26 protein-coding genes are annotated in these 26,768 nt (G+C 40.8%); 18 read left to right on the top strand and 8 right to left on the bottom strand.

Annotated elements, in window-relative coordinates:
- The first annotated feature begins 51 nt into the window (after positions 1 to 51).
- The 3 genes from AC3ANL_RS03420 to AC3ANL_RS03430 all read left to right on the top strand — a co-directional run bounded on the left by AC3ANL_RS03420 (position 52) and on the right by AC3ANL_RS03430 (position 3,937).
- Entirely contained in the window at positions 52 to 732 is a 681-nt protein-coding gene (locus AC3ANL_RS03420) for a hypothetical protein (protein ID WP_488327865.1), read from the top strand.
- A 16-nt stretch (positions 733 to 748) separates the two neighbouring features.
- Positions 749 to 1,198, top strand: a complete 450-nt coding sequence (locus tag AC3ANL_RS03425; RefSeq protein ID WP_488327866.1) for a DinB family protein — start codon at positions 749 to 751, stop codon at positions 1,196 to 1,198.
- Between the two features lie 681 nt (positions 1,199 to 1,879).
- Entirely contained in the window at positions 1,880 to 3,937 is a 2,058-nt protein-coding gene (locus tag AC3ANL_RS03430) for an EAL domain-containing protein (RefSeq protein ID WP_488327867.1), read from the top strand.
- A gap of 20 nt (positions 3,938 to 3,957) precedes the next feature.
- On the opposite strand, the gene AC3ANL_RS03435 is transcribed toward AC3ANL_RS03430, so the two are convergent.
- From AC3ANL_RS03435 to AC3ANL_RS03445, 3 genes are all read right to left on the bottom strand, one after another.
- Positions 3,958 to 4,455, bottom strand: a complete 498-nt coding sequence (locus tag AC3ANL_RS03435; protein ID WP_488327868.1) for a MarR family winged helix-turn-helix transcriptional regulator — start codon at positions 4,453 to 4,455, stop codon at positions 3,958 to 3,960.
- A gap of 30 nt (positions 4,456 to 4,485) precedes the next feature.
- The gene (locus AC3ANL_RS03440) at positions 4,486 to 4,962 is read right to left on the bottom strand and encodes a glutathione peroxidase (protein WP_488327869.1); all 477 of its coding nucleotides are present in this window, start codon (positions 4,960 to 4,962) and stop codon (positions 4,486 to 4,488) included.
- Between the two features lie 181 nt (positions 4,963 to 5,143).
- On the bottom strand, positions 5,144 to 5,437 hold the full coding sequence (locus AC3ANL_RS03445; RefSeq protein WP_488327870.1) for a c-type cytochrome: 294 nt from the start codon (positions 5,435 to 5,437) through the stop codon (positions 5,144 to 5,146).
- A gap of 301 nt (positions 5,438 to 5,738) precedes the next feature.
- On the opposite strand from AC3ANL_RS03445, the gene AC3ANL_RS03450 reads away from it, so the two are divergent.
- Positions 5,739 to 8,180 (top strand): EAL domain-containing protein, encoded by a 2,442-nt coding sequence (locus tag AC3ANL_RS03450; protein ID WP_488327871.1) that lies wholly within the window; start codon positions 5,739 to 5,741, stop codon positions 8,178 to 8,180.
- A gap of 97 nt (positions 8,181 to 8,277) precedes the next feature.
- Here the strand turns inward: AC3ANL_RS03450 and AC3ANL_RS03455 are convergent, their stop codons facing one another.
- The gene (locus AC3ANL_RS03455; protein ID WP_488327872.1) at positions 8,278 to 8,424 is read right to left on the bottom strand and encodes a hypothetical protein; all 147 of its coding nucleotides are present in this window, start codon (positions 8,422 to 8,424) and stop codon (positions 8,278 to 8,280) included.
- 280 nt (positions 8,425 to 8,704) lie between these two features.
- Between AC3ANL_RS03455 and AC3ANL_RS03460 the strand changes: the two genes are divergently transcribed.
- A complete protein-coding gene (locus AC3ANL_RS03460) occupies positions 8,705 to 10,042 on the top strand; it encodes a hypothetical protein (protein WP_488327873.1) in 1,338 nt (445 codons plus the stop codon).
- 81 nt (positions 10,043 to 10,123) lie between these two features.
- On the opposite strand, the gene AC3ANL_RS03465 is transcribed toward AC3ANL_RS03460, so the two are convergent.
- Positions 10,124 to 11,158: a CdaR family transcriptional regulator gene (locus AC3ANL_RS03465; RefSeq protein WP_488327874.1), complete on the bottom strand. Its 1,035-nt coding sequence runs from the start codon at positions 11,156 to 11,158 to the stop codon at positions 10,124 to 10,126.
- A gap of 591 nt (positions 11,159 to 11,749) precedes the next feature.
- Between AC3ANL_RS03465 and dapA the strand changes: the two genes are divergently transcribed.
- The 8 genes from dapA (at position 11,750) to AC3ANL_RS03505 (ending at position 20,173) form a co-directional block, all read left to right on the top strand.
- A complete protein-coding gene (dapA, locus tag AC3ANL_RS03470; protein ID WP_488327875.1) occupies positions 11,750 to 12,646 on the top strand; it encodes a 4-hydroxy-tetrahydrodipicolinate synthase in 897 nt (298 codons plus the stop codon).
- A gap of 26 nt (positions 12,647 to 12,672) precedes the next feature.
- On the top strand, positions 12,673 to 13,998 hold the full coding sequence (locus AC3ANL_RS03475) for a gluconate:H+ symporter (RefSeq protein ID WP_488327876.1): 1,326 nt from the start codon (positions 12,673 to 12,675) through the stop codon (positions 13,996 to 13,998).
- Positions 13,999 to 14,137: 139 nt separating this feature from the next.
- The gene (garR, locus tag AC3ANL_RS03480) at positions 14,138 to 15,028 is read left to right on the top strand and encodes a 2-hydroxy-3-oxopropionate reductase (RefSeq protein WP_488327877.1); all 891 of its coding nucleotides are present in this window, start codon (positions 14,138 to 14,140) and stop codon (positions 15,026 to 15,028) included.
- Positions 15,029 to 15,106: 78 nt separating this feature from the next.
- Positions 15,107 to 16,459, top strand: coding sequence for a glucarate dehydratase (gene gudD, locus AC3ANL_RS03485; RefSeq protein WP_488327878.1), 1,353 nt, complete (start codon positions 15,107 to 15,109; stop codon positions 16,457 to 16,459).
- 165 nt (positions 16,460 to 16,624) lie between these two features.
- Positions 16,625 to 17,752: a glycerate kinase gene (locus AC3ANL_RS03490; RefSeq protein WP_488327879.1), complete on the top strand. Its 1,128-nt coding sequence runs from the start codon at positions 16,625 to 16,627 to the stop codon at positions 17,750 to 17,752.
- Positions 17,753 to 17,881: 129 nt separating this feature from the next.
- Positions 17,882 to 18,565, top strand: coding sequence for a FadR/GntR family transcriptional regulator (locus AC3ANL_RS03495; protein WP_488327880.1), 684 nt, complete (start codon positions 17,882 to 17,884; stop codon positions 18,563 to 18,565).
- 156 nt (positions 18,566 to 18,721) lie between these two features.
- Complete coding sequence (locus AC3ANL_RS03500; protein ID WP_488327881.1) at positions 18,722 to 19,018, top strand: hypothetical protein; 297 nt, start codon at positions 18,722 to 18,724, stop codon at positions 19,016 to 19,018.
- 150 nt (positions 19,019 to 19,168) lie between these two features.
- Positions 19,169 to 20,173, top strand: a complete 1,005-nt coding sequence (locus tag AC3ANL_RS03505; RefSeq protein ID WP_488327882.1) for a DUF3231 family protein — start codon at positions 19,169 to 19,171, stop codon at positions 20,171 to 20,173.
- Between the two features lie 21 nt (positions 20,174 to 20,194).
- Here AC3ANL_RS03505 and AC3ANL_RS03510 read toward each other — a convergent pair whose 3' ends face one another.
- Together AC3ANL_RS03510 and AC3ANL_RS03515 are read right to left on the bottom strand one after the other, a co-directional pair.
- Entirely contained in the window at positions 20,195 to 20,737 is a 543-nt protein-coding gene (locus AC3ANL_RS03510) for a chromate transporter (protein WP_488327883.1), read from the bottom strand.
- Between the two features lie 16 nt (positions 20,738 to 20,753).
- The gene (locus AC3ANL_RS03515; protein WP_488327884.1) at positions 20,754 to 21,383 is read right to left on the bottom strand and encodes a chromate transporter; all 630 of its coding nucleotides are present in this window, start codon (positions 21,381 to 21,383) and stop codon (positions 20,754 to 20,756) included.
- A gap of 211 nt (positions 21,384 to 21,594) precedes the next feature.
- Between AC3ANL_RS03515 and AC3ANL_RS03520 the strand changes: the two genes are divergently transcribed.
- The 5 genes from AC3ANL_RS03520 (at position 21,595) to AC3ANL_RS03540 (ending at position 26,181) form a co-directional block, all read left to right on the top strand.
- Positions 21,595 to 22,476 carry a LysR family transcriptional regulator gene (locus tag AC3ANL_RS03520; RefSeq protein ID WP_488327885.1) on the top strand — a complete coding sequence of 294 codons (882 nt, stop codon included), beginning with the start codon at positions 21,595 to 21,597 and terminating at the stop codon, positions 22,474 to 22,476.
- Between the two features lie 162 nt (positions 22,477 to 22,638).
- On the top strand, positions 22,639 to 23,025 hold the full coding sequence (locus tag AC3ANL_RS03525; protein WP_488327886.1) for an FxsA family protein: 387 nt from the start codon (positions 22,639 to 22,641) through the stop codon (positions 23,023 to 23,025).
- Between the two features lie 199 nt (positions 23,026 to 23,224).
- Positions 23,225 to 24,760 carry a CehA/McbA family metallohydrolase domain-containing protein gene (locus tag AC3ANL_RS03530; protein WP_488327887.1) on the top strand — a complete coding sequence of 512 codons (1,536 nt, stop codon included), beginning with the start codon at positions 23,225 to 23,227 and terminating at the stop codon, positions 24,758 to 24,760.
- Between the two features lie 84 nt (positions 24,761 to 24,844).
- Positions 24,845 to 25,894 (top strand): HupE/UreJ family protein, encoded by a 1,050-nt coding sequence (locus tag AC3ANL_RS03535; protein WP_488327888.1) that lies wholly within the window; start codon positions 24,845 to 24,847, stop codon positions 25,892 to 25,894.
- Between the two features lie 83 nt (positions 25,895 to 25,977).
- Positions 25,978 to 26,181: a spore germination protein gene (locus AC3ANL_RS03540; protein WP_488327889.1), complete on the top strand. Its 204-nt coding sequence runs from the start codon at positions 25,978 to 25,980 to the stop codon at positions 26,179 to 26,181.
- A 231-nt stretch (positions 26,182 to 26,412) separates the two neighbouring features.
- On the opposite strand, the gene AC3ANL_RS03545 is transcribed toward AC3ANL_RS03540, so the two are convergent.
- Positions 26,413 to 26,610, bottom strand: coding sequence for a hypothetical protein (locus AC3ANL_RS03545; RefSeq protein ID WP_488327890.1), 198 nt, complete (start codon positions 26,608 to 26,610; stop codon positions 26,413 to 26,415).
- Positions 26,611 to 26,768: the final 158 nt, after the last annotated feature.

Consider the following 26,768-nt stretch of genomic DNA (forward strand, 5'->3'; position numbering starts at 1 on the left):
CGCTTTAGTAGATTTCTTAAAAACAATATTTTGTAAAAATGTAAAGGTGGAATGGAAATGCGAAAAAAATTAGCTTGCTTACATGCCCATTATTCCAACATAGACTATATTGAAAAAGCCCTTTCATCCTATGATATTGAATTAATACATTTTGTTGATCCTGCCTTAATGTATCGAGTGACATCCGATGAAACTTATAAAAAAGCAGATGCGGAGCAAAAGGTTAAAGAGCAAATCGAGTGGATTGCCCAATCTGATGTTGATGCCATCATGATTACGTGTACGAACTATATTCTATTTTTACAAGAAGAAGCACTTTCCACAGCAGTGCCCATCATAAAAATTGATGAACCTTTCTTCGAAACCATTTGCAGCATCCAACAATCCCAAACGATTCTTTTTACTAATCCTGCCACGGTAGAAGGGACGATGGAACGTCTCCATGCCTATGCAAAAAATCATCAAAAAACGTTGGATGTTGAGGTAATGGTCATAAACAATAGTTTCGAGCTGTTAATGCAAGGGCGGAAAAACGAATACAATCAGGCAATTTCTAAGTTCTTGAATCAATTCAATGCAGATAAAAAGAAGGTACTCTCTGTTGCGCAATTATCGATGGTGGATGGAGCCCAGCAATTTGAGAAGCAGACATCTCGGACGATCATGAATCCGCTGAATACATTAGTATCTTCGCTTGTTCGTCAATTCGAATTAGTGAAGAAGAATTCTTAATAGGAGGTTGATATTCTTGAAAACGATTCTAACGATGTTTGACCATTTGCATTGGGCTAATCAGCGTATTTTAGAAACCTTAAAAACGAGGGAAGATCAAAATAGCCCGGCGAAGCGCCTATTTTCTCATATCCTGCTTGCTGAGGAGGTCTGGTTTCAACGGATAAGAGGGTTAGACAGCTCCCCACAGGCACTCTGGACCGAGCTTAGTATAAAAGCATGTTCAGATCTTATTGAAAAAAATAATAGGAACTTTAGCGAACTTCTTGCAGGTTTGTCCGAAATGAATCTGGACCAGTTGATTGTCTATAAAAATAGTACCGGTAAGGAGTTTTCGACATCGATTCGAGATATCGTCACACATGTAGCGCTGCATGGTCAGTATCATCGCGGGCAGATTAATCGAGTACTTCGCGAAGAAGGATCCGAACCAGTTAATGTGGATTTTATTACGTTTGTTAGATGATTTCATAGATTAGTAAAGGTGATGACCATTTTGGAAGGTTGCTAGCGGTAATAGGATTTTCATAAGGTCAGAAGTCGGGCTGGTTTTAGCAGAACTTGTCCACATAGGAGGTTCATGATGACAAAAAGGAGGATGGCTGAATGGAACTTGTCCACATAGGAGGTTCATGAGGACAAAAATGTGGATAGTTGAATGGAACTTGTCCACATAAGAGGTTCATGAGGACAGAAATGTGGATAGTTGAATGGAACTTGTCCACATAGGGGGTCCATGAGGACAGAAAACGATCTAGTTAAGCAGAACTTGTCCACAAGATATAGTCGTTCAGCCATGAAAATTTTTCAACATGACTGCCTCATATTTAAAGATAGTTATAAATTTTTATAGTTTACCTTTCGACAAATTTCTCCCCAGTACCCCCTAAAAAAGCTATTTTAATAAGGTTAATTCGTGTTCCGATCATACTTGTCATTAGTGTTGAAATTGCTTGAAATTAGTCAATAAATGATGATTTTTGGAAGGTATTGCTTGTTATTTTCAAAAAGTTTTTCTGGATCGTAACAAGGAAGAAATGTCGAAAAAAATGCTTTGGAACAGTGACTTTTGAAACAGTCTCGAGGTGACTTTTAAATTATGATAGAAAAATGAAAGCATGTACTCATTTTTTAAAAGGAGTCCTTTATGAAAAAACAAGGAAAAACCACTGATTTAAGTTTGTTTATTCAAACCTTTAAATCCATTCTGCTCAATTTGCCCTTTCCCTGTTTTATTCTTGATCTAGAAGGCTCGATTGTTCTTTCAAATGATGCTGCAGTCCAATTAACAGGGGATGAAGGTGAAAGGGATTGCAAAAGGAACTTTATCTCTCAATTGGATGATGAATATATTGAAAAAACAATCCATCATATTAAAACGGTTCTAAAGGGAGAAAGGCTGCAACTTCAGATTGAGATTCGACATAAAAATGGAAACAGAGTTCCTGTCAAGGTGGTTTCCATCCCGCTTGAAATAGGCGGCGTTGTGCAGGGGATTTGTGGAATCATGCAGGAACAATCTGATAAAAAGGATGTCCCTTTTCAACTGTACGATCCGCGGCATTGGGATCAAATTTTTACGGAAATCGATATTTGTTTATGGTCAGTCGAGGCGGAGACCATGAAAACACTTCAGATTACCTCAGCCTGCGAGCATATTTTGGGTTATACCGAACAGGAAATTGTTCAGAATCCCCATATGTGGCTGGATATTCTGCATCCCGATGATAAACCAGCTGTCCTCGATCAGCTACAGTCACTGCAAAAGGGCCAATCGGCTAGACTCGAATACCAAATTCAGACCCAAAAGAAAGAGTATAAGTGGGTTTTTGATTATATCGTTCCCATTTATGAGGAAGCAAACAGACTGGTGAGATTTGATCGAGTGGTGATGGATATTGATCATCGGAAAAGGACAGAAAAAGAGTTGAAATATTTGGCCTATCATGATCCGTTAACAGGATTGCCGAATCGGAGGGAACTGGATAAAGAACTTCGTAAGGCCTTAATAGAAGCGAAAAAAAACAACCAATATGTGGGCATTTTATTCATCGACATTGATCGTTTCAAAGATATCAATGATTCGCTTGGTCATAAAATGGGGGATAAATTTATCCAAATGATGGCCAAACGGTTAAAAGAGAACCTTCGTGCCAATGATGTCATTTCCCGTCAAGGCGGGGATGAATTTGTTATTTTACTGAAAAATTTGCCCAATGCTCATGTGATTGAGGAAATGGCAGCAAGAATTAGTCAGGTTTTTGCTCAACCCATTCTGTTACTTGATCATGAATACAGATTGAGTATCAGTATTGGGACTAGTATTTTCCCGGACCATGGGCATGATCCGGAGGAGCTTATGATGAAGGCTGATCATGCGATGTATCTCGCTAAGGAGAATCAAACGGGCTTTCAGCAATACCAATTAGGCATGTTCAAAACCCTTTCACGCAAAATGCTTCTAGAACAATATTTACACAAAGCAATCGAACATCATGAATTGTATTTAGAATATCAGCCTATTCTCGATGTTTCAGCGAAGCAGGTGATCGGTCTTGAAGCCCTCCTTCGTTGGGAGCATCCCATCTTGGGGAAGGTTTCACCGGGGGAATTTATTCAAATTGCTGAAGAATCGGATCTGATTATTAAGCTGAGTAATTGGGTTTTAGCAACGGTCTGCCGCCAGCGACGCAAATGGGCGGATCAGGACTTACCGCCCTTTTATATTTCCATTAATGTGCCTGCACGGCAAATCCAGCAGGATGATTTCATTGATACCATCAAACGGACGTTACTCCAGTATGAGTTACCGCCTTCCTATTTAAAAATAGAGATCACCGAAAGAACAGCCATGACCAATGTAGAAAAAACCTTAACAACCATGAGGGAATTAAAAAAATTTGGGGTCGATAGTATTTTAGATGATTTTGGCATCGGCTATTCCTCGATTAGTTACCTAGTTCAATACCCCTTTAATACGATTAAAATCGATAAATCCTTTATTGATGGTCTGAACCATAAAAACCAAAAGTCAGTCTGCCGCGCCCTCGTCGCAATGGGGCGTAACCTCGGCATGAACGTTGTCGCCGAAGGAGTAGAGGAGCTCGAACAATATCATTACCTATGCAGCATCGGCTGCCATAAAATGCAAGGCTACTATTTTAGCAGACCCACTTCTGTCGATATGGTAGAGAAATTTTTTTAAGGGGTCAGACCCCCGCCGCTTTAACGCTCTGTCGCGGCGGGGGTCTGACCCCTTCGTTGTTTCAATTTCCTGTGTAACGTATTCAATTGCTCCATGAGTTGTGCATATTCGTCCAGTTCAATGTTGCAGGTTTGGATTTCTGCGCTGACAGTTTCGGTAATAGCCTGTTTTTGTTCAATAGCCTTCGGCTGGAGGTAAATAAGCACTTTTCGTTCATCGTCCATGGAACGTTCTTTTCGGAGCCAGCTGTTCCCTTCCATTCTTCCAATCATCGGGGTCAGCGTTCCCGTGCCAAGATGCAATTTCTCCCCTAATTCTTTGACGGTTCCGCCATCCTGTTCCCATAAAGCTAAAAGAACTAAGTACTGTGGATAGGTTAACCCAAAGGGCTGTAGCACACCTGTATAGAGCTTGGTAAATTCACCAGCCGTTTCATAGATGGCGAAGCAAAGTTGCTTTTTTAACGTGAAGAAGTCTTCCAAAATATCACCTAATTTATCCTTTTGATCGGGGTGCATGCAGAAAAGAACCCGGCATGATGTTGAGCTTTACAATAATTTAATTAAATCTTCTTCTATTTTTTCAGGCTCCGTTGTTGGTGCATAGCGTTCCACTACCTCACCATTTGCATTCACTAGAAATTTAGTGAAATTCCATTTGATGTTTTTCATAAGCAGGCCTTTTTTCTGTTCCTTTAAAAAAGTAAATAAAGGATCCGCCTTGTCACCATTTACATCAATTTTTGCAAAGATCGGGAAGGTTACACCGTAGTTGACTTGGCAAAATTGAGTCGTTTCTTCAATATTAGCAAATTCTTGATTATTGAATTGATCGCAAGGGAAACCTAAAATCTCTAAACCTCGATCCTTATAGTTCTTATATAATTCCTGAAGACCTTTAAATTGTGGGGTTAACCCGCACTTGCTCGCTGTATTGACAATTAGTAAAGGCTTTCCTGCATAATCTTGTAATGATTTGATCTCACCGTTGGTCATTTTTACATTAAAATCGTATACGGTTGTCATTGTTTCGTCCCTCCCAAATTTTCATTTCAATCGTGTGTGATTAAATCGTACACGATTGAAATTGAATTTGCAAGTTCCGACACTGTAATCTGCCTATCAAGTTCAGTGGGAGTAGGGTATAAATCTCATTGAAAAACAAAAAACCTGCATGCAAAATGCGACAAGTTTCTGATTGTCTCTTTTATTTAGTCAGTAGCCATTTAGCGATGATGTTAGTTTGTTCATCTGTTATGAGATGTCCAGGCATTTTCTCCGTGCCATCGGTGATCAGTTTCACAAGTTCTTTTTCTGTATATTTGCTGCCCATTTTTACGACGGAAGGTCCAACAGCTCCTTGCAGGTTTCCTCCATGACAGGCTGAACATTTTGCTTCATAAATGGCCTCACCATCCATTGGTTCCTTGCTCGTGGTACTGGATGAACAGCCTCCTAATAGTAAAAGGGTTATGGCGCCCACAGCCCAAAAGTTTTTCATAATAGATCCTCCATCTTTTTTATTAGTAATCAGCTGGATTTTTTGTAATCGGGAATGCTGTTTCTTTTAAAAATCTGATTCTACCACGATTATAAAGTGAATTACGTTCATAATAGAGGGAAAAACTTGAAAGTTTTCGTACAATTATCAGTCGCTTTGGCTGGAAAGGGAAGTGGGGAGCCATTTATTACAATTTTCCTACAGGGATTTTTTTGATATTGGTCCAAAATTCGACATAATATGCTACTATCAAAGGAGAATGAAAGTAGATTTTCCAGATCATTAGGGGCGGTTGAATATAGTGAATTTTCCAACAAAGCTTTTTAAAGATTCATCATTACGTTTATGGATGTTAATTGTCGTATTTTACTTGTTTCCACCCTTATTTGATTACATTGATTATAATGATCAGTATTTTAAAAACGTCCTTTGGTTTTTTTATCTGATTCCCACTTTACTAATTTCTTTTAAAAAAGGAACGAAGTATGGAGCCTTAGCCACGATTGTATCTTCATTGCTCTTTTTATATATTGAATCCTTTCAGCCGAGTGGGGTTAGTATTCATGAAGTATTCATTTTCTTTGAGATCCTCCTCATCAACCTAATCGTCGCCATTATCGTGGGGTTTCTGGTGAAAATAAACTACCAAAAACGCAGGGAATTGTCGCGTACGAAAAATTTGTTGGAAAGTGTGTTTCATCATCTTCATATCGGGATTTGGTCGATTACGAAAAGTAAAAGTTTGCTCCTCTCAAAAGGGATTGAGGAAATCTATGGGTTGTCCCGGGAAAAGGATCTACGAAACAACCGTTTTTGGAATACGTCGATTCATCCAGAGGATGTGTCGATTGCCGGGGAAATAGATCGAAAGTGGGAAATGCTGGAAGAATACGAATTTGAATACCGGATTATTCGCCCCGATGGTGAAATCCGTTGGATCTTGGATCGCGGCTTGCCTGTATTTAACGAGGCTGGTGAGCATGAAAGATATGATGGTACAAATGTCGATATTACCAAGCAAAAAATACTAGAGTTCAGCTTGAAAGAATCTGAAGAGAGATATAAAAATTTGGTAGAAAACTCGCTTATGGGCGTGTTTATGATTCAAAATAGACAATTGGTGTATGTGAATCAATGGATTGCAAACATCCTTGGGATCCCGCAAGATCAATTACTAGGTACCAGTTTATTAGATTACTTTATTGAAGCGGACCAGATCCGGGTGTTAAACCAAGTTCAACAATTGTTAGCGGGGAGAGAATTGTTTTTTGTCGAGCAGATTCAAACAAAGGATGGTCGAGCAGGAGCGACTAAATACCTTGAAATTCAATCAACGATAACCTCCATCAATGGGGCCACAGCGATTATTGGGATTGCGTTAGATGTCACCGATAAAAAGAAGGCAAAAGATGAGTTAGAATACTTGGCCTATCATGATGCGTTAACAGGACTTTTTAATAAATATTATTTAATTAATGATGTAGCAAAACAGTTTTATCAGTCAAGGTTGCTAGGATTGCCCGTTTATATCTTTTGCATCAATTTGGATCGGTTTAAATTGATTAATGATTCCTTTGGTCATCGCATTGGGGATCAGTTGATTCGGATGGTAGCGCAGAGACTTCAAGTTTGCCTTGAACGGAGTGGGAAAGCTGTCCGTGGTCAGGGGGATGAATTTATTCTCTATTTTCCAGATATAAATGAACATCTGGCATTAGAAAAGGCTCAATCGTTATTGAACATCCTTTCCGAGCCGTATGATCTTACTGACCATGACCAGGAGATTCAAATTACTGCCAGTATTGGGCTTGCCGCAGTGGAAGAGAATGATACCTTAGAGGAACTAGTCCAAAAGGCAGGCTCTGCCTTGCATTTTGCTAAGGATTTTGGCGGCAATCAGGTTCAACTGTATTCGGCTGAAATAGGGATGCAAGCGAATCGGAGGCTTCAACTCGAGCAGCGTTTAAGAAAAGCATTGGAGCAAAACAATCTGTCTGTTGTCTATCAACCTAAATTAAATTTAGAGACGAATACCATTACCGGGATGGAAGCTCTAATCCGATGGAACGACCCTGTGCTTGGTATCGTTTCACCGGCGGAGTTTATCCCGATTGCCGAAGAAACAGGCTTGATTATATCGATTGGGAAATGGGTTTTAGAAACAGCCTGTCAGCAAACAAGGGAATGGGAAAGGAATGGTTATCCGCCGATTCTTGTTTGTGTAAATATATCGAGCAGGCAGTTTTTACAGGATGACTTTGTGAAAATGGTGGAACAAGTTTTGAGAGAAAGTGACTTATCCCCTGAAAATTTGAATTTAGAAATTACCGAAAGAATTGCTCTATATAATATTGATGATGCGGTTGAAAAACTGCTGAAATTAAAGGCGTTAGGTGTGAGTATTTCTTTGGATGACTTTGGCACGGGCTATTCGTCGATGAGTTACCTAAAGCTGCTGCCGATTGATTATCTAAAGATTGATCGGTCCTTTACGAATGGGATCTTTGAAGATAAGCATGATCATGCGATTATCGATACGATTATCTCGCTATCGCATTCGTTAGGAATGAGTGTCGTGGCAGAAGGGGTAGAGGATGAACATCAGTTGAAGGCCTTGTGGGATCTGCGCTGTGATGAAATCCAAGGATACTATTATGCCCGGCCTATGCCTGTTCCAGAGTTTAAGCATTTCTTAGATAAAACCATGGCGGGCAGGTGCAGCCAGTTGAGTGTTAGAGGCTAAGGAAGTGGTTTGTTTTGCTGGTGAGGGCCAGGTAAATTTAAAAAAAATCGCAAAAGGGTCAGACCCCAAAGGTTTAGGGGGTCTGACCCTTTCCACATTAAGACAACAGTTCTACTTCTGATTCATGGACTAATTCGACATGAAACTTGCTTTCTTTCTCCCGAATCTCCCAATAACCCGACGTATATTTATAAATCACGACATACAGCTTTCCCTCGTATAACACTTCTTCCTCAATGTTCACGTTCATACCACCCTATCTATTAAATGAGTGATACTATATATATTCATTGAAGTAGTTATGTAGTATAAAAATATTGTCAAACGTTGTATCGGTGTCAGGCACCATTTCTCATACGCCGCTGACCAGGGCGCTTGCGCTTTTCTCACTCTGTGATATTTTAAATAGTCATCATTAATGAATTGGTTTATGATAATCTTTATATTATTGTAATGGGCTTAAATGACAAATTTGAAAAGGAAATGGAAATGATTTTATTTCCTTTGGGTGGGGAGTGTTGGCGGTGCGAAGTTATCTTATTTTGGGGATGTGCGCCTTATTTTTGGTTCAATATTTTGCAGAGTTACAATGGCTTCAATTAGTGGTGGTGGGACTTTCTTTACTGGCATTTCTGGGGAGTGCTTTTAAAGCCGATCGCTTTCCTCGCTGGCTCGGGATTATCATGATGACAGCCGGATTAGTGATTGAATGGAGAAAAGGAACAGGGATTGAGGGAATTAGTGATGGGATCTTTTTAATTCTTCCCTTGCTTTGCCTGCTTACGTTAGCTCCGCTGCTGTCGATTCCCTTAAGGCTCGGGGGATACTTCGAATCCATTTCCGTATTATTGCACCATTTAATAAATCGGCCGAAAAAGTTATACGCCGGTATAACGGGGACGCTTTTTTTATTGGCCCCTATTCTAAACTTAGGTTCAGTCCGAATTATTAATGAATTTTTAGAGGAAATTAAGCTTCCTTCTGCCATGTCAGCGAAAAGTTATCTGGTTGGATTTTCAAGTGCGATTCTTTGGTCACCGTATTTTGCATCGGTTTCACTTGTACTTCACTACCTGAATATTTCTTTCAAAGACTATATCCTTTATGGAATTGGCTTATCCGTGCTTTCCATCGTCGTCGGAAATATTTTGTTTGCCATTTGGGAGAAACGCCACCCTGTCACGGAAGAAATCTCTTCAGAGGTTCCCATCCAAAAGGGGCATCGGAATCAGTTGATTAAATTAGGATTGTTTGTTGTGATATTAATGAGCTTTTGTTTACTCATCGAGAATCTCACACATTGGTCCATGATCGTCATTGTTTGTCTTGTTTCTATTATTGCGCCCCTCTTGTTTGGTGCCCTTACAAGAGATTGGCAACGGATGAAAACGCCATTGATCGATTTTCGTGACCGGACAGTGCCCATGCTGAATAATGAAATCATGCTATTTATGAGTGCAGGGATGTTAGCCTTCGCGATGAAAGGCACGAGTGCGGCAAATGGAGTCAGTGCATTCCTTAGTCAGTTGGCTCAGCAATCGTTTGTTTTATTTGCGCTTGCTGTTATGGCGATTGTCTTGTGTATTACCTATATTGGCATCCACCAGATTGCAGCTGTAGGGGCTTTGGCCATGCAATTAAATGCAGCGGAGTTAGGGATGAGCAATATTGGATTGGCGTTGCTGCTCTTGCTCACTTGGTCAATCTCAACAGCATTAAGCCCATTTTCTGGATTGAATTTAATGGTGAGCCGCTTTACTGGGATTTCAGGGGTACAAACCGGTCTGCGGGCAAACGGATTACATTTGTCGATCATTGCCCTTCTAGGAATAGCGATTATCTCATTCATAGATAGAAAATAGTAATCTAGCAAAAAAGGATCTCTCAAAACAAAGGGTCTGACCCCACAATCTCAGCGTTACACGTGGGGGTCAGACCCTTTTTTAATTCATTTTATAAAGGATGTATCCCGTAAACAGCTGAAATAGATCGAGGAAATTTTTCGGATTTTTGTTTGATAGGACTTCAACCCGTTGTAAGCGGTAGGCTAAGCTGTTCCGATGAATATGAAGTTCCTTTGAAATGGCATTCATATCCCCGCTATGTTTAATATAGCTGACCAGTGTTTCGATCAGCTCGTGCCCTTTTGGATTTTCATCTAATTCTTTATAAAAATCACTGATTTCGCTGAAGGACACATCTTTATTTGTTAAATAATCGATAAATTTTAACTCGGTATTGTAACAGCAGATTGAAGGCAGATCGATTTTTTCAGCAATTTCGATGGCTCTTTTCGCTTCCTCAATCGACCTGGCCACATGTGTATAACCATTGCCAATTCCTATTTTGGTATCTTTTTGTGACAGCAGGGATTCTAATCTTTTTAAAAAATCACTGTCATTTGGAACAAGAAATAGAATCATATTTGGATTTAATCGGAAGGTGAATTCTTGATCATGCAAACTCGGTTCTTTCGGAAGGCTGCCCTTCACAATAATCGCTTTTCTCACTAGGTTTAGATTGATCCCAATCGCTTCTCCACTATTGATAAAAGCAGGATCATATTCTTCATTGCGAAATACCCATTGATACAAAAATTCTTCCTTCATCTGCTCTTTGATTCGACGCTCTCTGAATAAAAATTCCTGGCTAATTAATAACTCTGAAGTGACGCGGACTAATTCCGCAAAAGGTCCGACGATATGGGGGTCTCCACTAATCCCAATTACACCGATAATTTTACTTCTAAAGTGGATGGGAATGTTTACCCCGGGCTTTGACGCACCCTCTAAATCATAGATGGAAACAATCGTGCCACGTTCGATCGCTGTGATCGCCCCTTGATGATAAGTATTGAGCCGGTCCTTATCCCCGCTGCCAATAATTAACCCCACTTCATCCATAATATTGACATTATAAGGAATGACCTTCATCACTTTTTCAGCAATCTCTTGAGCTAGAATTTTATTAATCTTCATAAGACGAACCCCCAATCTCCGATTATGATGATAGTTATCAAACAATTACAAAAAATATTTGTTCATTTGCCTAAAAAATAATATTTTTTATTAGCAATTTGAATGATGATTTATTTGTAAGACAATTATACAATAAAAATGTAAACGGTTACCTGAAATGTATTAAAAGTTTTTAATTTAGATGATTTATCGTTAAAAAACAGTCACTTGACTCATAATAATTTCCTGTGACAACTATGAACCGATGAACTTATTGGTCAAATGACTAAAAAAAGCAGATAAACTTTATCGAAGCGAACGAAGATATTTTCTTTTTAACCGTTTACAATAGGTATGTGATAGGATTCACAAACAATAACAGCACTCAAACAGAATCGTTTATCCCAATCACATGTCTATAAATTGTACTACTTTTCGCATAAATGTTTCTATTAAAATGGTTATTATAAGATTACTAAGTTAGAAATAGTATTAATCGAACTAATAACTTTTTATAAAAACAAACTATGTGAAGTCGGTCACAAGTCTAGCGATATTTACAAGAATTTCGAGCGATTTGTGGGAACGTCAAAGAGCTAGGAGGAGTCAACCATGTTTAAGCCTAAAGGGGTTATCCCCGCGTTAGTCACACCATTGGATAAAAATGGGCAATTGATGGAAGAAGCTTTGAAAAATGTAATCGATTACACGATTGCAGGCGGTGTCCATGGATTGTTCATTCTCGGAAGCAGCGGTGAAATTTACGGGTTAACACCGGCACAAAAACGCCGAGTTGTCGAAGTAACAGTCCAACATACCGCTGGCAGAGTCCCTATTTATTGTGGGGCAAGTGAGATTACAACCAGAGATTGCATCGAAACAGCTCAGATGGTTCAAGAAATTGGTGGTGTTTCAGCGTTATCTGTGCTTACTCCTTATTTTATGACACCAACCCAACGTGAGTTAGCTGATCACTTTACCGCTATCGCCCAAGCAACAGACCTGCCGATTATCCTTTACGGAAATGAAGCACGGACGCAAGTGAAGATAGATGTGAAGACATGTGAGGAGCTCAGCAAGGTTGATAATATTATTGGGATTAAAGACAGCAGTGGGGATATGACGAAAATGGCTGAGTATCTAAGGGTGACGAATCGGGACACTTTTTCTGTTCTAGCAGGTCGTGACACGCTCATTTATGCAGGGCTTTGCCATGGTGGAAGCGGTGCTATTGCCAGCACCGGGAATATTGCTCCTAAATTAACAGCTGATATTTATAACACATTTATAGCCGGTGACTATCAAAAATCACTAGAGCTGCAGTTTAAATTGGCTCCATTAAGACTTGCAGTCGATAAAGCCACATTTCCGGTGGTGTTAAAAGAAGGCTTAAGAATGGTGGGCATTGATGTAGGCTATGCGTTTGGACCAGCAGCTGAGATGAATCCTGAAAGTAAGCAAATATTGGTAGATGTTCTCAAAGATTTAGAATTATATCAAACTATTTAACTTCTTGTGAAAGGAAGGAAAAGACTATGCCATTATTATATGTTGCATTAGCAGTCGCCCTTATTTTGATTTTGATGATGCCTTTAAAGATGAATGGTTTTATTGCCCTAATCGCTGCCGCCTTATTGGTTGGTTTTCTGCAAGGAATGCCAATGGATAAACTCATGGATTCAATCGCTGGAGGTATTGGCGGACAACTCGATGACTTAATTTTGATTTTAGGCTTCGGTGCGATGTTAGGAACGATCATGGCTGATGCCGGTGCTGCACAGCGGATTGCGAATACATTAATTGAAAAAATGGGCATTAAACGCGTTCAAATTGCGATGTTAATTGCTGCTTATATCCTTGGAATTACAATGTTCTTTGAAGTTGCTTTCGTCTTATTGATTCCGTTAGTTTTCGTCGTTGCTCGTCAAACAAAGTTAAACTTACTTTGGGTTGCGATCCCGACAGCCGTTGGATTATCGACTACACATAGTTTCTTGCCGCCGCACCCAGGACCTGCAGCTGTTGTAGGAGTGTTCGGTTCAAGTATGGGATTAACCCTTTTATATGGACTTATCATTGCGATTCCTGTTGGTAGTTTCATTGCCTTAGTTTGGCCAAGATTACCGTTTGTTAGAAAGATTAACCCTACAATCCCAGAGGGACTTATTCCAACAAAAGTATTCAAAGATGAAGAAATGCCTAGCTTTTTTGCCAGTGTCACTTCTGCGCTTGTGCCAGTTATCTTAATGGGAATTTCAGCAGTTTGTGAAGTCACTTTACCAGAAGAGAATAGCTTTAGACATGTAATGGAATTCTTTGGATCTGCCCCAATTGCGTTATTGATCGCCCTTGTGCTTTCCTTCTACCTTCTTGGTACTAGAGTGGGCCGTTCATTAAAAGATGTCATGAATTCTTGTTCCAATAGTGTAAAACCGATGGCGATGATTATCCTTGTAATCGGTGCCGGCGGTGCATTTAAACAAGTATTGGTAGATAGTGGTATTGCTGATTATATTAAAGATATCACTGGCGGATGGGATATTTCCCCAATTATCCTTGCTTGGTTAATTGCTGCTATCTTACGTATTGCCCTTGGATCCGCAACTGTAGCGGTTATGACGGCTGCCGGTGTTGTTCTGCCAATCGCACAAAGCTCAGGTGTTAGTTTAGAATTAATGACCCTTGCCGTAACATGCGGCAGTGTTGCTTTCTCTCACGTGACAGACCCAGGTTTCTGGATGTATAAGGAATATCTCAATTTATCGGTTGGAGACGCATTAAAAACAAGAACCACCTATACAACAGCACTCGCCATTCTCGGCTTGGGCGGAGTATTACTTCTAAATCTATTTATCGGATAAGTATTTTTTCAAAAGCAGCGGGCAGTAAACAACACAGACTTCCCTCATTTGGTGGAGTTTGCTGCCCAGCTATTTTCTTAAACCTTGATTATAAGAGGGTTTCCTCTTTATATATATTAAATTTTGTAGGAGTGATTGAATGATGAAGAAAATTGGATTTATTGGATTAGGAATTATGGGTAAGCCGATGAGCAAAAATTTGCTTAAAGCAGGCTATCAATTAATCGTTAGTGATTTTAATAAAGATGCCGTTAGAGAACTTGAATTATTGGGTGCTGAAGTGGAAACGACGCCAAAGGCAATTGCTGAAAAAGCGGATATCGTCATCACCATGCTGCCAAACTCTCCAAATGTAAAAGCCGTTGCCTTAGGTGAAAATGGTCTCATTGAAGGGGCACATGAAGGATTAATCTATATTGACATGAGCTCGATTGCGCCGGGAGCCTCTCAAGAAGTGTATAGAGCATTGGTAGAAAAAGGAGTTGACATGCTTGATGCGCCTGTCAGCGGCGGAGAGCCAAAGGCCATTGATGGAACCATTTCTGTCATGGTAGGCGGTAAAAAGGAAGTTTTTGAAAAATCAAAAGAAGTCTTAGAGGCCATGGCTGGTTCGGTGGTCCATGTTGGGGAAATCGGTGCAGGGAATGTAACCAAGCTTGCCAATCAAGTGATTGTCGCCTTGAATATTGCGGCTGTTTCAGAAGCCTTTGTATTGGCTCAAAAAGCAGGCGTAAACCCAGAAGCTGTCTTTGAAGCAATCCGCGGCGGCTTAGCAGGAAGTACGGTGCTAGAAGCAAAAGCCCCAATGATGCTTGATCGTAATTTCAATCCAGGGTTCCGCATCAATTTACACATTAAAGATTTAACGAATGCCATGGAAACGAGCCATGAAGTAGGAGCCCCAGCTCCATTAACAGCGGCCGTATTAGAAATGATGTATGCCTTAAAGGTAGATGGCCATGAATTTGAAGATCATAGCAGTCTATTAAAATACTATGAAAAATTGGCTGACGTTGAAGTAACACGATAATTTTAAAAAAAGTCGAAGGATGGCGGATTAACAAACATCATCCCAACCAATAAAAAATTTAGATTGGAGAAATCACTCATGAATACAGTAGAGAAAGTTGTTAATGTTACTCCAGTTGTAACCGAAATGGAAGTATATCCAGTTGCCGGCCGTGACAGCATGCTGCTGAACCTTAGCGGCGCACATGGTGCTTATTTTACCAGAAATGTTGTTATTTTAAAGGATAGCAATGGGAATGTTGGTGTCGGGGAAGTACCTGGCGGAGAAGGGATTCGTAAAACCCTTGAAGATGCAAAACAAATAGTAATTGGTTCATCCATCGGTAATTATAATAATATCTTAAATAATGTGAGAAAAACGTTTGCTGGTCGCGATTCCGGCGGCCGTGGATTGCAAACCTTTGATTTGCGCATCACGATTCATGCGGTAACGGCAATTGAAGCAGCGCTGCTCGATCTTTTAGGAAAGCATTTAAATGTACCGGTTGCGGCTCTATTAGGTGAGGGCCAGCAGCGTGATAAAGTAAAAACATTGGGTTACTTGTTCTACATTGGCGACCGCAATAAAACAGATTTACCTTACTATAGCAATCCTGATTCTGACGTAGAATGGTACCGGATCCGCCACGAAGAAGCGTTAACACCGGAAGCGGTTGTTCGTCTTGCCGAAGCATCGCAAAAGCTGTATGGCTTTAAAGATTTTAAGCTAAAAGGCGGCGTATTAGAGGGTAAAGAAGAAATGAAAGCTATTAGAGCATTAAAAGAACGATTCCCTGATGCCAGAATTACCTTAGATCCGAATGGTGCTTGGTCCTTAAATGAAGCGGTTGAGCTTTGTAAAGATATGCATGGCATTCTTACGTATGCAGAAGATCCATGTGGTGCAGAAAATGGCTATTCAGGCCGTGAAGTGATGGCTGAGTTTAGGAGACAGACAGGCCTTCCAACAGCAACGAACATGATTGCAACCGACTGGCGTCAAATGGGTCACACGATTTCCTTGCAATCGGTTGATATTCCATTAGCGGATCCACACTTCTGGACCATGCAGGGTTCTGTCCGTGTTGCCCAAATGTGTAATGAATGGGGCTTAACATGGGGCTCCCACTCTAATAACCACTTTGACATTTCGCTTGCGATGTTTACGCATGTTGCTGCAGCTGCACCGGGTAATATTACAGCGATTGATACTCACTGGATTTGGCAGGAAGGAACAGAACATTTAACAAAGAATCCATTCCAAATTGTTGATGGCGATATCACGGTTCCTGATAAACCAGGTCTTGGAGTGGAAATGGACATGGAACAAATTTTGAAGGCCCACGAAATGTATAACAACATGGGATTAGGTTCTCGTGATGATGCAGCCGGCATGCAATTCCTCGTTCCAAACTGGCAGTTTGATAACAAACGTCCTTGCCTTGTAAGATAAGAAATAAGAGAAGAATAAGCGCCTGTTTAGCGTACGACAGGACTGGGGCGCTTCAACTGAAATAGTTTTAAAACTTTAGGGGTGGCTGAAGGGTCACCCTCATCTTTTAAAAATGAATCTAGAACACGTTTAAATTTACTCATTAACTGTAAAGGACAGATTACTATGAAGTTTGTGCTAGCGCCCGATTCATTTAAGGAAAGTATGACGGCGAAGACTGCTGCCCTTGCAATGGAAAAAGGAATAAAGACAGTTTTTCCTGATGCGGAATGTGTGATTGTCCCGATGGCTGACGGTGGAGAAGGAACAGTAGACTCTCTCGTTAGTATGACAAATGGGGAGATCATTAAGACCGAAGTACTCGGACCATTAGGGGAAAAAGTAATGGCGGAATATGGTCTTTTAGGAAAGGGGCAAACAGCTGTCATCGAGATGGCTAGTGCCAGTGGTCTAGAATTAATCAAACCGGAAGAGCGTAATCCCTTACTGACCACTACTTACGGTACGGGTCAATTAATCAAACACGCCCTAGACAAAGGGGTGAGCCGGTTTCTAATTGGAATCGGCGGAAGTGCCACCAATGATGGCGGAGCAGGGATGCTTCAAGCGCTTGGTGTTTCGTTTAAGGATCGGAACGGCGAGGAATTAGCGTTTGGCGGCGGGTCGTTAGCTCAATTACATTCGATTGATATGAGTGGGTTGGATCAACGAATTAAAAACGTCCAGATTGATGTAGCTTGTGATGTGACGAACCCACTAATTGGAAAAAATGGTGCCTCAGCGATTTTTGGCCCGCAAAAAGGGGCAACTCCTGCTGTTGTGGAAGTACTCGACCGAAATTTAGCCCATTTTGCGGAGATGATTAAGCAGCAATTGGGTCAAGATATTGCCCATTTGGATGGTGCGGGAGCGGCAGGCGGACTAGGTGCAGGATTAATGGCCTTTCTGGATGCCCATCTAAAAAAAGGGGTCGATCTTGTGATTGAATATACGTGTCTCGAAGAACGAGTCAAGGGTGCCGACTTTGTTTTTACTGGCGAAGGCAGCATTGATGGCCAAACCTTGTTTGGTAAAACACCATACGGGGTAGCCTCTATCGCAAAAAAATACGCTATTCCGGTTATTGCATTTGCGGGTAAAATTGGCGATGGCGTTGAGCCATTATATGATAATGGATTTACTTCGATCGTAGGAATTTTAAAAGGAATTACCTCCTTAGAGGAAGCACTCGTGTCCGGGGAAGCAAATTTATCCTTCGCAGCTGAGAGCATCTGCCGGGTTCTAAAAATATAAATAATCGTGATAATTTAAAGATCGTTGCCGCAAGTTGTAGGCAGCGATTTTTCCTTTTAAATATGCATTTTGAGTTTAATCTATACTATAATAAGGCATATCTACCTATGAAAACCGAGGAGTCCGACGATGAAAGATTCACCAAAAGTAAAAGTTGAAACGCTAAATCGAACTACGTTATCGAAGCAGGTGGTGGAAAGGCTTGTCCAGCTTTTGAGCAGTGGTCAGTTGAAACCAGGCGATAAACTTCCGACGGAAATGGAATTAATGGGGATGCTTGAAGTCAGCCGTCCTGTATTACGTGAGGCCCTCAGTTCGCTTGAATTCTTAGGGGTTATTACACGAAAAACTCGTGAAGGCACTTTTTTCAACAATAAAATTAGCAGTCATCCCTTTTCTGTTATGTTAGCCTTAGCCCATGATAACCTGCAAGCGATGGTGGAGGCACGGATGGCATTAGAATTAGGCCTAATTGCAATTGCAGCAGAAAAAATTAGTGATGAAGAGCTGGTGCGCTTAAAAGAAACCATTGATGTGATCGCCAACAGTAAAGACGATAATTACGGAGAAGCAGATATGGAATTTCACCGCATCATTGCGTTAAGTGCCGATAATCCGATTGTCGAAGGGATGATTGATTCCTTGATCGTCACGCTTGTGAAAATTAACAGTGAAATCAAAGTTCGGGAACGGGAGCGAACCCTGAAGCACCATACAGCCATTTATGAGGCATTGGCCAATCGAGACCCATTCGAAGCATTCCATCAAATGTATTTACACCTTGATTATGTTCGGCAAAAAATAATGAGATAAATGTTAAGATACAACCTAGTGGATGTCCCAAGAGCCATTTATGTACCTTTCGTTACATGAATCGGTACTTAAAATATGCGTACTCCAGTTAATTTATTTATTTCGTTCCGTTTTCCTTTACTACACCATATGCTTTATGAATAGGGGTGAAGTAAAATGGAAAAAGACCAATTTGATCTCGAGACGCTGAAGCACATACGGAGTAGACTTGATCATATTTATTCTATCGCTAAAAGTAATTCCCATGACAACCCTGATTTAATGGAAACAATTGAAGGTTTAGCTCAAATCGCCAATATGTTCGCAATTATTAAAATTCAAGAGTTAAACAATGAGCCTGAACCCACGCAAAATCCTCAAGGTTACATTCTGTCAAAACTGTCAAACTCATACTCGAGGATGAAAGAGTATGAAACCAATAAAGAGGATCCCTTTCCAAATTGGAAGCTCTGAAGGGCTGCTGCTAGGAAGAAGGAGCCAAAGAATCAGCCTCGTTTGAGTCGTTCGCCGCAAAGGACTAATTTTATTATTAGTCCTTTTTGTATATATTTTTCCAAGCAGGAGGGGATATTATTTTTAAGGAATTCAGTAGGAGGTTTCTCAATGGAAGATAAAACAAACATACCCTTAACGGCTGCGGAAATGTCTACCTTATGGACGCAATATATAAATGACACACTCGCTTTTTGTGTAAATACATACTTTTTAGAAAAGGTGGAAGATGAAGAAGTTCGACCTGTTATTGAATATACGTTAAAAATCGCTGCAGGTAACCTTTCTATTATGCAGGAGATTTTTAAAAAGGAAAAATTCCCTATCCCGATTGGATTTACGGAACAGGATGTCAATCCTTCCGCGCCAAAACTCTTTTCCGATACATTTGTCTGTATGTATTTACGGCAAATGTCGATCCTTGCGATGGCTGCTAGCAGTGCCGCTCTGGGACTTGTCACCCGTCCCGATGTCGTTATGTTTCATAAGCGGGTTTTAAAAGCCGCGGTTGAACTGCAGGATTTAACTCGCGCGTTAATGTTAAAACAGGGAACCTATATTAAACCTCCCTATATCACTCCACCTGATAAGGTCGATTTTGTTGAGAAACAGCATTTTTTAGCTGGTTTTATTGGGAAAAAGCGAACTCTTACTACAATTGAAATTACTCATATATTTTTAAATGTACAAACCAATGCGATTGGAAAGGCACTCATTACTGGGTTTGCCCAAACCGCCGAAAATAAAGAGGTGAAACAATTTTTATTAAGAGGTAAACAAATCTCGCAAAAGCATGTCGAGCTATTTAGTCAATTGTTAATAAAAGAGGACCTGCCTGCTCCAATGAGTTGGGATTCAACCGTTTCGGATGCAACCGCCACTATTTTTTCAGATAAAATAATGATGTTCCATATCTCAGCAATGATTGCTGCCGGGGTCGGGAATTATGGAATGGCGATGGCCGCAAGTCCGAGAAGAGATATAGCATTGACATATGCTTCGTTGGTGCCGGAAATCTCCCTGTATGCTGAAGATGGCGCCAACCTTATGATTAAGCATGGCTGGCTGGAGGAGCCACCGCAGGCAGATGACCGAGAACAATTAATCCAAAAATAAGGTATTCTCGTCCATTTTGTATCAGGAATAGAGCGCAACGCCGACTAAGCCTGACAAGACAATGACATGGAGAGGATGCCACCGAAGTTTTAATAGGGCAAATAAGGATAACGCAAAGATGAGAAATAAACTCACCGAACGAAAGGTAACATCAATGGTGAATAAGTGATTGGATAAAGCAAAACTTAGCGCCGCATAGATAATTAAACTTGCAACGATTGGCTTTAGTCCATAAAACATAGATCTTACTGTGGGATTATGATGCACTTTCATGAAACATGCGGCAACGATGATCACTAATAGGATCGAAGGAAGCAGCATCCCGCTTGCAGCCATGAACGCTCCGAAAAAGCCTGCTGTTGAATACCCCACTAAAATGGCACTATTAACGGCAATGGGGCCGGGCGCCATTCCGGCAATGGCAATGATATTCGTTAATTTTTCCGGCGTCATCCAATCGTTATGGGTGACGGCAGATTCAATCAGAGGGATCATGGCATAACCGCCCCCAAACGACACGAAACCAAATAAAAAGAATGTTTTAAAAAGCTGCCACAGGATCATGCTGAACCCTCCTTTGTTAAATACCAGCACCCATGAAATAGTCATAGTTATTGGTTTGATCCGTTTCCTTATCTTTATCCTGTTCGAATGGGACGGTGCGGCCCATTTTTCGTTTAACAAAAACGGAAATGATGCCTATTAATGCACCGAACAAAATGGCTATTAAAGGGTGAATAAAGAACAGGGCAGGAACCCCTGCGAGCATAATCGTAAAGGTGGTCTTATCGATGATGGCTGTTTTTGCCGTTTTAATGGCAGCATAAACAATAATCGCTACAATGGTTGCTCTAATGGCGACAAAAGCGGCTTCGATTTTTGGATTGTCATGGATGAAAAAATAAAAAATCCCTAACGTCAGGACAATTAAGAATGTCGGAAGCGAGACCCCAATGATGGCTGCCAGTGCTCCTCTGATTCCCCCTATTCGATGTCCGATAAAGGTGGCGGAATTAATCGCAACCGCTCCTGGGACGGTTTGAGATAACGCAAATACCTCAGTCACATCGTCCCGATTTACCCAATTCCGCTTGTCTACTACTTCTTTTTCAATTAATGGGATCATCGCATAACCACCGCCAAATGTGACAGGGCTGATTTTGAAAAAGGTCCAAAAGATTTGAAATAGTAATTTCCATGGTGTTTTCATCTTTATTCCTCTTTCTTTAAGGGTGTTTTTTTAATAAACTATTTCTTTGCTGCAAAATAATAGTGTATCGTAAATGTATAAGTCCATCTATCTATTAGGTTATCAAAAGATACCGTCAACGTAAATTGCAACAAATTTATAGGGTATAACGGTTTGTTATACCAAGTAAACTGATGTAATCATTTTTGCAGATTTTAGGAGGTCGTTTTCGTTGAACATAGAGAGTCTGAAAATGTTTTGTTTGGTTGTGGATGAAGGTAGTATCAGTCAAGCGGCCCGATTAAGCTATGTGACGCAGCCGGCTGTAACGAGGCAGATCCATCAGTTGGAAAATGTTTATGGCACCTTGTTGTTCGACAGAACGAACGGAAAAATGAAAGTAACCGAGACGGGGAAAATATTATATCCCTTTGCCAAAACGATCATTAATGATTTCAACCGTTCTAAAGAACTGATTAAACAGGTAACAGGCGAGTACAATACAAACCTCCATGTCGGTGCCTCTTTTACGATTGGGGAATATTTATTGCCCAATTTGCTGGGGCTTTTTAAAAAACAAAAGCCTGACATCAAAGTATCATTAACCATCAAAAATACACCTAGTGTGATTGAGGATTTAGCAAATGATGTGATTGATTTGGCTCTGGTGGAGGGAATTGTGGAGAACGAGGATTTTAATGTCGAGAAATTTGCGGACGACGAGCTTATTCTCATTTGTTCCCCCGATCACGTTTGGAGTGACCAAATTCAGATTGAAGAGTTGGCAAATGAGCGAATGATCTGGCGGGAATCCATGTCAGGGACACGACTGATCGTAGAAAACACGCTGAGAGATTATGGAATATTAGAGAAAATCGAAAGTTATATGGAGTTAGGCAGCACCCAAGCCGTAAAAGGTGCAGTTGAAGCAGGACTAGGAATAAGTATCCTGCCAAGATTAACAGTCGCAAGAGAATTAGCGCAAGGGACCTTACGAGAAGTTGACATCACAGGAGTCACCATCACAAGAAGTCTATGGCTAGTCAAAAAACAACAACGATTCACTAAACGAGGCGTGACTGAATTCCTGGAATTTATAGAAGAGGGGGGCTAATCCCCAGGAGGGGGTCAGACCCCCGCCGCTTTAAAGCTTTACTGTATCATCTTTCTATCTATTTCCACAAAATCAATGATATTATATATAGATATACCCCCATACATTGGGGTAACTGGCATAGATTTACCATGAAATCAAGCCGATTGGAAGGTGATTCATATGCGTTATATAGTTTTCTTGCTTATTATCATACCGGCAGCAGAAATAGGTTTATTACTATTTTCCGGCAAAACAATTGGCGTATGGCCAACACTGGTCGTGATGATTTTGACGGGAGTCATTGGCGCTTATTTAGCGAAAAGGGAAGGATTGCAAACGATTCGTAAGGTTCAGGAACAGCTCAGAAACGGCCAAATGCCCGGTGATGCGGTATTAGATGGCATCTGTGTCTTAGTTGGGGGAACCCTATTACTTACGCCAGGGTTTATTTCAGACATTACCGGCTTTCTGATGCTTTTTCCACCAACGAGAAAGGTAGTCAAATTGTTCATGATTCGCCTCATCAAAAAGCGAATTGATCGAGGAAATATTAAAATTATTAGATGATAGTGTAAATAGTAAACAGGGGTCAGTCCCCCGCCGCTTTAAAGCTTTACTGCGGCGGGGGTCTGACCCCTTGTCTTATTTCCTAGGTGGAAAGAACTAGAAAAATTTACAATTTTCTATCAATTAATTCACGGTGGGACAATATTAGCCCTCTATCATGTTAGGTGTAAGTAAAATGACAGGGTGGGAGTGAATGTGAATGAAATCTCGTTTTAAGAAGAAGTCGATTCCATTGATTGCAACAACTCTTTTGGCAACAACTGCTTTTACAACTCAGACCTTGCAAAATGTAGGGCAAAATCAAAAAGCGGAAGCAAGTACACTTTCAGAAGAAAATAAGAATGGTGCGAAGTGGCTTGCCGGGGATCATCATGTACATAGCGAATGGAGTGTTGGCTGGGACAACACGAAAAATCCCCCTCAGGCCATTAGAGGTGGGGATGCCATTTATCCAATTGTAAAAAATGCCGAAAATGCTAAGAAATACGGGCTTGATTGGATGGTGTCAACGGACCACGGCGGACCGAATCACTCCAAAGTAAACTTGGAACAAGCTTACCCTGAACTGCTTAAATCCCGACAAGCGGTTCCAGACCTACTCCAGTTTTACGGCATGGAATTTGATACACCAGCAGCCGACCACAGTTCATTAATCATTCCAAAAAGTGATACGGAGTCCGAAACTCTTTATGGCATCGAAAGTCAATTTAATAAACGTGATCCCTATCCGAATGATAACAGCCGTGATAGCGAATCCAATATGATTGCGGCGCTTAACTATATGAAGCAATTAGAGGAACCACCTGTTCTATTTGCTAACCATCCTGCGCGCTCGGCAAGCGGGGATGCGAAGTGGGGTCAGGATACACCGCAAGAATTCCGTAATTGGAACGATGCAGCACCGAATGTTTCGGTAGGATTTGAAGGGGCACCTGGCCACCAAGCTGGTGCCATCAATAAGGATGGATCGATTGATCCAAATGGTGCGCGCGGTGGATACGGAAATGTGGCGGCACCAACTATGGGCGGATTTGATCAAATGTCCGCTAAAGTCGGCGGTTTATGGGATTCGATGTTAGGAGAAGGAAGACACTGGTGGATCACGTCAACATCTGATTCCCACGTCAACTGGCGCGATGGCGGAAGTGACTTCTGGCCTGGTGAATATTCCAAAACATATGTAAAAGCAGATAAAGATTATAAGGATATTATGGAAGGCTTACGCAATGGTAATGTGTTCGTCACTACCGGCGACCTTATCTCCGAACTTGATGTCAAGGCTCAAGCTAAAGGAAAAACGCCTTGGAATGCTGTGGCGAAAGGGAATACAGCTTCAATCGGTGAAACCTTGACCTTACCAGGCAAGAAAGCAAGTGATGTAACGGTGACGATTCGATTGAAAGATCCAAATGCGAAAAATGCCAATGGCGATAATCCAAAAGTAAAACGTGTCGACTTAATTGTCGGTGAAGTGACCGGTAAGGTGGAAGATCGTTCTACGGCTGTCAATCCAACCACAAAAGTTGTTAAACGTTTCACAGAAAAAGATTGGAAGCAAGACGGTGACTATATCACCATCTCTTATAAGTTAAAAGATGTGAATAAAGATAGTTACATTCGCTTACGCGGAACCAGCACAGACCAGTTAGAACCAACATTAGACCCTCGCGGTGAGAATCCATGGACCGATCTATGGTTCTATTCTAACCCAATTTTTGTGAAAACTAATAAATAAGAGTAAAGAGGACGAGGAATGTAAAAACTCCTCGTCTTTCAATTATTTTCTACATAATCGAGGAATGGATGGGGAGCATTATTTATGAAAAAACTTGTCATGACTTGTTTACTTAGTTTGCTTACGGTGAGCGGCTTATTTTCTTCATCAGTATCTGCTCATACGAATAACAGTGAGGGCTATTCCTTGATAGAGGTGAAGGATAACGCACTGGATTATGAACTGAAAGTCGATCTTGAGGAATTAGGGCATGCACTTGAACAGGAAATCGACCCAACTAAACCAATCGATGCTACCATTGTGCAAACCTATATCAATTCCCACATCAAGCTATATGCTGATAGCGTCCAAATTGAAGGAAGTATAAAAAAGTCGGATGTTGAAACGATTGGGAATCGCCAGTACGCGGTGATGAACATGACCTATGAACTCGAGCATAAGCCTGAAAAACTAATAGTCAATTATAATCTTTTTCTCGATGACTCTGATCCAAGCCATGCCAACTTGGCCACGGTTAAAATGGATGGAAAGCAGCAAGAAAAGATTCTCACCTACGAATCGAGAGAATTAGAGATTGGCCAGGTAACCTTTTTCCAGAATATGAAACAATTTATTTCGCTTGGATTAGTGCATATTTTTACGGGCAATGATCATATTTTATTCGTCATAAGTTTACTATTCGGGGTAAAAACCTTCCGTCATATTTTTTCATTTGTCACGGCCTTTACGATTGCGCACAGTATCACCTTGGCTCTTGCTACGTTCCAAATTGTCTCCCTGCCAATTAAATTTGTGGAGTCAGCAATTGCACTTAGTATTGTGTATGTCGCCCTCATCAATATTTTTAATAAAGAGCCAAAACATAAACCGTGGCTTGCATTTGGCTTTGGGCTCATCCATGGCTTTGGTTTTGCAGGCATTTTATCCGAAATGCGCTTGGATCCAGAATCGATGGCCGCATCGCTCCTGTCCTTTAATATAGGGATTGAAATTGGTCAGCTGATTATCGTTTCCTTGGCCATACCCGTTCTGTTATTGCTGACAAAAATAAAGAAAATGAACTGGCTGATACCTGGAACGTCGATTGGAATATTGAGTTTTGGGCTTGTCTGGTTTATTCAGAGAGCCTTTTGAATCGACGATGCCGGTCAAATGAACCAAATCTAGTGAGTATGCATAAAGTGGATTAAGTTACTAAACTGTAAAGGATGTTTTAGATGGCTGTTAATATTAATACGGTTTCCGGGGGCGTTGTTCAATTTGGTGGTGCGGTGTTTGTTTCTCCAAAAAGTGCTGCAAAGAGTGCATTTGGTTCTGGATCTGCCAATACAGGAGCCCAGATCTTAACGTTTACTGGAATAAGTTCAAATAATACGGTCGATGCGGATGTAGTAGATCAGCCGATTCTTAATGATAACTAAGAAAAGCGGAAGCGCCCTGGTCAGCGGCGTATGGCCTGGAGCGCTCCAACTGAGATAAAGGAAACACGAAGAGCAGTAGCGATTCGATGTTGACTTATCGTAGGGCGGAGAGCGAAGGACACTAGCCGCTAGGGCGCTGGAGCTGGACAATTCTCGAAGCCAAAACTTATAAATTCTAATTTTTATTAAAAAAAAACCACCCTTTCAAATAGGGTGGTACCATTATGTTGTTCACATGTTATTCAGATGTAAACTTTTTTCTGTAAAGTATTCCTTTGTGAGTAAATTAAGTTCGATGGAAAGCGAAATATAGTCGGTACTTGCTGGCCCTTTTTCAAGGTATAATTCATCCAAATTACTTCTAAGCTGAATAATTTCCTTTAAAAGTTCGATATTTTCGCTTTGAACATTTTCTATTTCTCTCATCATACACCTCGCTATAAATCATTAGAGTCTTAATTTTGGAAAAGCATGATGGCATGACTTTAAGCATCTATCTGAAGGTAATCCTTAAATGTAATTCCAAAACCGTACTGATAGTACCATAGCCCAACCCATATGTGAATGGGGAATTTGAAAGAAAAAAT

The organism is Neobacillus sp. DHD-1R (assembly GCF_057747995.1).